This window comes from Marinobacter shunpengi, assembly GCF_045449715.1.
Classification (GTDB): Bacteria; Pseudomonadota; Gammaproteobacteria; order Pseudomonadales; family Oleiphilaceae; genus Marinobacter.
Genome location: NZ_JBJJLA010000020.1, coordinates 1 through 4649, shown reverse-complemented (window position 1 = coordinate 4649; position 4649 = coordinate 1). Strand labels below are relative to the sequence as shown.

Genomic DNA, 4649 nt, shown 5'->3' with positions numbered 1-4649 from the left:
TAACAAGTGACTGTGGTGTCAAACTCATTAATTAGGCCATATTTTCACGCCATGGCTCACCGTTTTTCATCATGGTATTGAGCACCACGATCATCTTTCTCATGCAGGCGATGAGGGCGACTTTCGGCATCTTCCCCTGGGCTTTCAGGCGCTCGTAGAATCGCTTGAACACGGGGTTGCACTGGATCGATGAGAGCATGGCCATGAACATCACCGTGCGTACTCTGTGGCGTCCTCCCCGTATCCGTCGCTTGCCGTTGAGCTTGCCACTGTCCCGGTTAATAGGTGCGACCCCGACCAGGGCAGCAATCTCCTTTCGGTTGAGAGAGCCAAGCTCTGGCAGCTCACTGAGCAACGTATAGGCAAGCACTTTGCCGACGCCGGGGACACTGGTCAGGATTTCGGTTTTGGTTCGCCAGTGATCCACTTTGGCCACTTCCTGTTCGATCTGCCGGGTGATGGTGTCGATCTGATTCTGGAGCACTCGGAGCAGGGTTTTGATGGAGCGATGGAGTGATTTTGGCATGATCTGGAGACGGTTTTTCTCCATGGTGGACATCTCCAAAAGCTGTGCCCGTCGTGCCAGGAGGTCTTTGATTTTCTGAGAGGTTTTGTCCGGGATCGGTCTGAACTCCGGCTTGATGGTGGCGGCATATCGGGCGATGACCTGGGCATCGATCCGGTCGGTTTTCGCCAGCACACCGATGGCCTGGGCGTAGCGGCGGACACTGATGGGATTGACGACAATGATCGGTAATCCCGCCTGGTGGCAGGCTGACACCAGGGCATGCTCGTAGCGCCCGGTGGCTTCGACAACGATACGCTCGATGTCGTACTTCTTCAGGACCTGGACCAGATGGCGGATGTAGGCGTCGTTATTGGGAAAGGAATGCGATTGTCCGGTGGGGTGGATGGCAACGTCCAGGTTGGCTTTGCCGACGTCGATACCGATGTTGACTGGGGTTTGGACTTCCGTGTGTTTCATAATAAGCTGACTCTGCCTTGCTATACGGGCTCGAGGCCCCGATGACTGTTCGAGTTATCGCTTGAGAGTCATGCAGCGCTACGCACTTGTTATCGGTCTCTCGAAAGAGGAGCCGTCGCTACACCGAGCTGCTGCATGAAGGCCCCCAGTGGCCGCTGGGGGTGGGCCTCAATTTACCCAAACACGGCAGAAATTATCCATACAAGTCATGGAAGGCGGACGGCTTTCAGCCGCCGCTTCGTTTAGCGTTAGATTTAGGAGGAAAGGATGCACGTATCAATTTTTGTGTTTGATGGTATTACGGCATTGGATGCCGTTGGTCCTTATGAGTCGATCCGCCGGCTACCGGGCGTGAAGGTTCAGTTTGTTGCGGCTTCCTTGGCGCCGGTTGGTGTTGAGGATGGTGCCTTTACTATTGTTCCCGCAGCGCGGATTGATTCGGCCGTCAGGGCTGACGTTGTAATCGTTCCTGGCGGTGGAGCTGAAGGTCTGCGCGCCGCCGCGCGTAATGAAACGGTCCTTGAATGGATCCGAGAGTCGCATGAGCACTCGAGGTGGACCGCGTCTGTTTGCACCGGGGCCATCCTTCTTGGGGCAGCCGGGCTTCTGAAGGGGCTTAGCGTTGCCACACACTGGCGCGCGAAAGATTACTTGGAGCGGTTCGGGGCCGAATACTCCGGCGAGCGCATTACCGAACAAGGCAAGCTAATCACGTCAGCCGGTGTTTCCGCTGGTATCGACATGGGGCTGCGGATTTGCGAGCTGCTCGCAGGTCGTAATGCCGCTCAAGCCGCCCAGCTAAGTATGGAGTATGATCCCGCTCCGCCTTTCGATACCGGTTCACCAGCGAAAGCTCCAAAGGCGATCCTTGAGATGGCTCAGAACGGATTTGGTGCTTAGCTGAAAGAAAAATCTAACGAAGCGCTCCAGCCGACGGCTCCGCCGCGGCTGAGCTGGCGCGTTATGAGCCTTTTGGTATCTGATAATGAATGACGAAAAATACAAAAATTACTTACTTGATCTAGGAATTCTTACAAAGGAATACGCTCGGGAGGCAATTTCTGATTGCAATGCATCTGACGGCTTGAAGGATGAAAGTTATAAAACGGGGTATATGATGGGGTTCCATCGTTTTGTCTCATTGATGCAGCAGCAAGCAGAGTCCTTTGGGATACCCCTAGAGGAAATTGGACTGGCCGATATTGATGAAAAAGAGTTTCTCAAATACAAATAGAGGCTTGCCCATAACAAGAAAAGGCAGCATCGCCCCTGCGGGGCTGGACCTCGCTACGCTCGGCCGCTGCTTTTAGCGTTAGAAATTGAGAGGGATGATGTCTGAGGAAGTGCCTAGATGGCCAGATTCATTACCATTGCCTGCCAAAGTGAATTTCGGGCCCCGAAGAGTCCATCTTCTTCCGGCAGATTTTGAGAGCGAAGGGGCGATTTCCGACATCCTCCACGATCTTTACTGGTTTCCCGACGATCACTACTACCTTTTTTATTCAGATACACTGAAATTAACGTCCGAGGTGGCCACAGAGTTTGAAGCATCGGGAGTAGTTTTCACGGAAATAGAATCTTACTTCTATAAACACCCGAAACCGGGGTATGAAAGGGACTTCATTCAGGTTTTTCCAAACGGCGACTATCCGGCGTGGAGAAAAGAAGCGGCTGACGGGCAAGTGTTTTGGCGGGCGTCGCTTGCGCTAGACTCAACCATGCGAAGAGAAATGGACTTGAATGAATCCGCAGCGAGAACCCGGGATGCAATTGCCGACTCGGAAGACCTTGTGGATCTAAAACCCAATTTCTTCGGTATTGGAGTAAACCTTAACAGCGTCTGGCGCAGGTTTCTTGCTTGGTTCAAATCCCGGTGATTTCTAACCAGTGCAGGCAGGCGACGCCCATTACATTGCGCCTTCGGCTCCATTTCATGGGCGCGCATGCTGCAAGCGTTATGCGTAAGGATTAAGCAATGAGTTCGTACGGAACGTTGATATTCTTCTGTGGGAAGATGGGAGCTGGCAAAAGCACTTTGTCTGGCAAAATCGCTCGTGAACGGGGAGCCGTGCTTGTTTCAGAGGATGAATGGCTAGCGGCTCTGTTCCCCGGCGAGATCAAAGATTTCAATGATTACATTAGTTACTCATCTCGCCTTAAGCCAGTGCTGAGATCACACGTTGAGCAAGTGCTCTTGGCAGGTACCTCCGTGGTCCTTGACTTTCCCGGAAACACCCGGAAGCAAAGAGCTTGGTTCAAAGATATATACTCGCAACACGGTATTCCTCATGAACTGTACTATTTGTCGGTAGACGATGAAGTTTGTTTAAAGCAGCTGAAACAGCGGCAGAAAGAACAACCTGAACGAGCACAGTTCGACACAGAGGAGGTCTTTAGGATGGTGACAGGGTACTTTGAGCCGCCCGAAGAGTCGGAGGCGTTCAACCTCCAGATTGTAGAACGGAAGTCCGCATAACAAGTGACTGTGGTGTCAAACTCATTAATTAGGCCATATTTTCACGCCATGGCTCACCGTTTTTCATCATGGTATTGAGCACCACGATCATCTTTCTCATGCAGGCGATGAGGGCGACTTTCGGCATCTTCCCCTGGGCTTTCAGGCGCTCGTAGAATCGCTTGAACACGGGGTTGCACTGGATCGATGAGAGCATGGCCATGAACATCACCGTGCGTACTCTGTGGCGTCCTCCCCGTATCCGTCGCTTGCCGTTGAGCTTGCCACTGTCCCGGTTAATAGGTGCGACCCCGACCAGGGCAGCAATCTCCTTTCGGTTGAGAGAGCCAAGCTCTGGCAGCTCACTGAGCAACGTATAGGCAAGCACTTTGCCGACGCCGGGGACACTGGTCAGGATTTCGGTTTTGGTTCGCCAGTGATCCACTTTGGCCACTTCCTGTTCGATCTGCCGGGTGATGGTGTCGATCTGATTCTGGAGCACTCGGAGCAGGGTTTTGATGGAGCGATGGAGTGATTTTGGCATGATCTGGAGACGGTTTTTCTCCATGGTGGACATCTCCAAAAGCTGTGCCCGTCGTGCCAGGAGGTCTTTGATTTTCTGAGAGGTTTTGTCCGGGATCGGTCTGAACTCCGGCTTGATGGTGGCGGCATATCGGGCGATGACCTGGGCATCGATCCGGTCGGTTTTCGCCAGCACACCGATGGCCTGGGCGTAGCGGCGGACACTGATGGGATTGACGACAATGATCGGTAATCCCGCCTGGTGGCAGGCTGACACCAGGGCATGCTCGTAGCGCCCGGTGGCTTCGACAACGATACGCTCGATGTCGTACTTCTTCAGGACCTGGACCAGATGGCGGATGTAGGCGTCGTTATTGGGAAAGGAATGCGATTGTCCGGTGGGGTGGATGGCAACGTCCAGGTTGGCTTTGCCGACGTCGATACCGATGTTGACTGGGGTTTGGACTTCCGTGTGTTTCATAATAAGCTGACTCTGCCTTGCTATACGGGCTCGAGGCCCCGATGACTGTTCGAGTTATCGCTTGAGAGTCATGCAGCGCTACGCACTTGTTATCGGTCTCTCGAAAGAGGAGCCGTCGCTACACCGAGCTGCTGCATGAAGGCCCCCAGTGGCCGCTGGGGGTGGGCCTCAATTTACCCAAACACGGCAGAAATTATCCATACAAG

At 53.5% G+C, this 4649-nt stretch carries 6 protein-coding genes; 4 read left to right on the top strand and 2 right to left on the bottom strand.

The window, feature by feature from the left end; all coding sequences use genetic code 11:
- Positions 1–31 precede the first annotated feature (31 nt).
- A complete protein-coding gene (locus ACJO3T_RS14710) occupies positions 32–985 on the bottom strand; it encodes an IS110 family RNA-guided transposase (RefSeq protein WP_406964945.1) in 954 nt (317 codons plus the stop codon).
- Positions 986–1252: 267 nt separating this feature from the next.
- On the opposite strand from ACJO3T_RS14710, the gene ACJO3T_RS14705 reads away from it, so the two are divergent.
- From ACJO3T_RS14705 to ACJO3T_RS14690, 4 genes are all read left to right on the top strand, one after another.
- Positions 1253–1885 (top strand): DJ-1/PfpI family protein, encoded by a 633-nt coding sequence (locus tag ACJO3T_RS14705; protein WP_406978938.1) that lies wholly within the window; start codon positions 1253–1255, stop codon positions 1883–1885.
- 85 nt (positions 1886–1970) lie between these two features.
- Entirely contained in the window at positions 1971–2219 is a 249-nt protein-coding gene (locus ACJO3T_RS14700; RefSeq protein ID WP_406978937.1) for a hypothetical protein, read from the top strand.
- A 97-nt stretch (positions 2220–2316) separates the two neighbouring features.
- Positions 2317–2862, top strand: coding sequence for a hypothetical protein (locus ACJO3T_RS14695; RefSeq protein WP_406978935.1), 546 nt, complete (start codon positions 2317–2319; stop codon positions 2860–2862).
- Between the two features lie 98 nt (positions 2863–2960).
- Positions 2961–3461: a P-loop nucleotide/nucleoside kinase family protein gene (locus ACJO3T_RS14690; protein ID WP_406978934.1), complete on the top strand. Its 501-nt coding sequence runs from the start codon at positions 2961–2963 to the stop codon at positions 3459–3461.
- 28 nt (positions 3462–3489) lie between these two features.
- Here the strand turns inward: ACJO3T_RS14690 and ACJO3T_RS14685 are convergent, their stop codons facing one another.
- Positions 3490–4443 carry an IS110 family RNA-guided transposase gene (locus ACJO3T_RS14685; protein ID WP_406964945.1) on the bottom strand — a complete coding sequence of 318 codons (954 nt, stop codon included), beginning with the start codon at positions 4441–4443 and terminating at the stop codon, positions 3490–3492.
- Between the last annotated feature and the right edge of the window lie 206 nt (positions 4444–4649).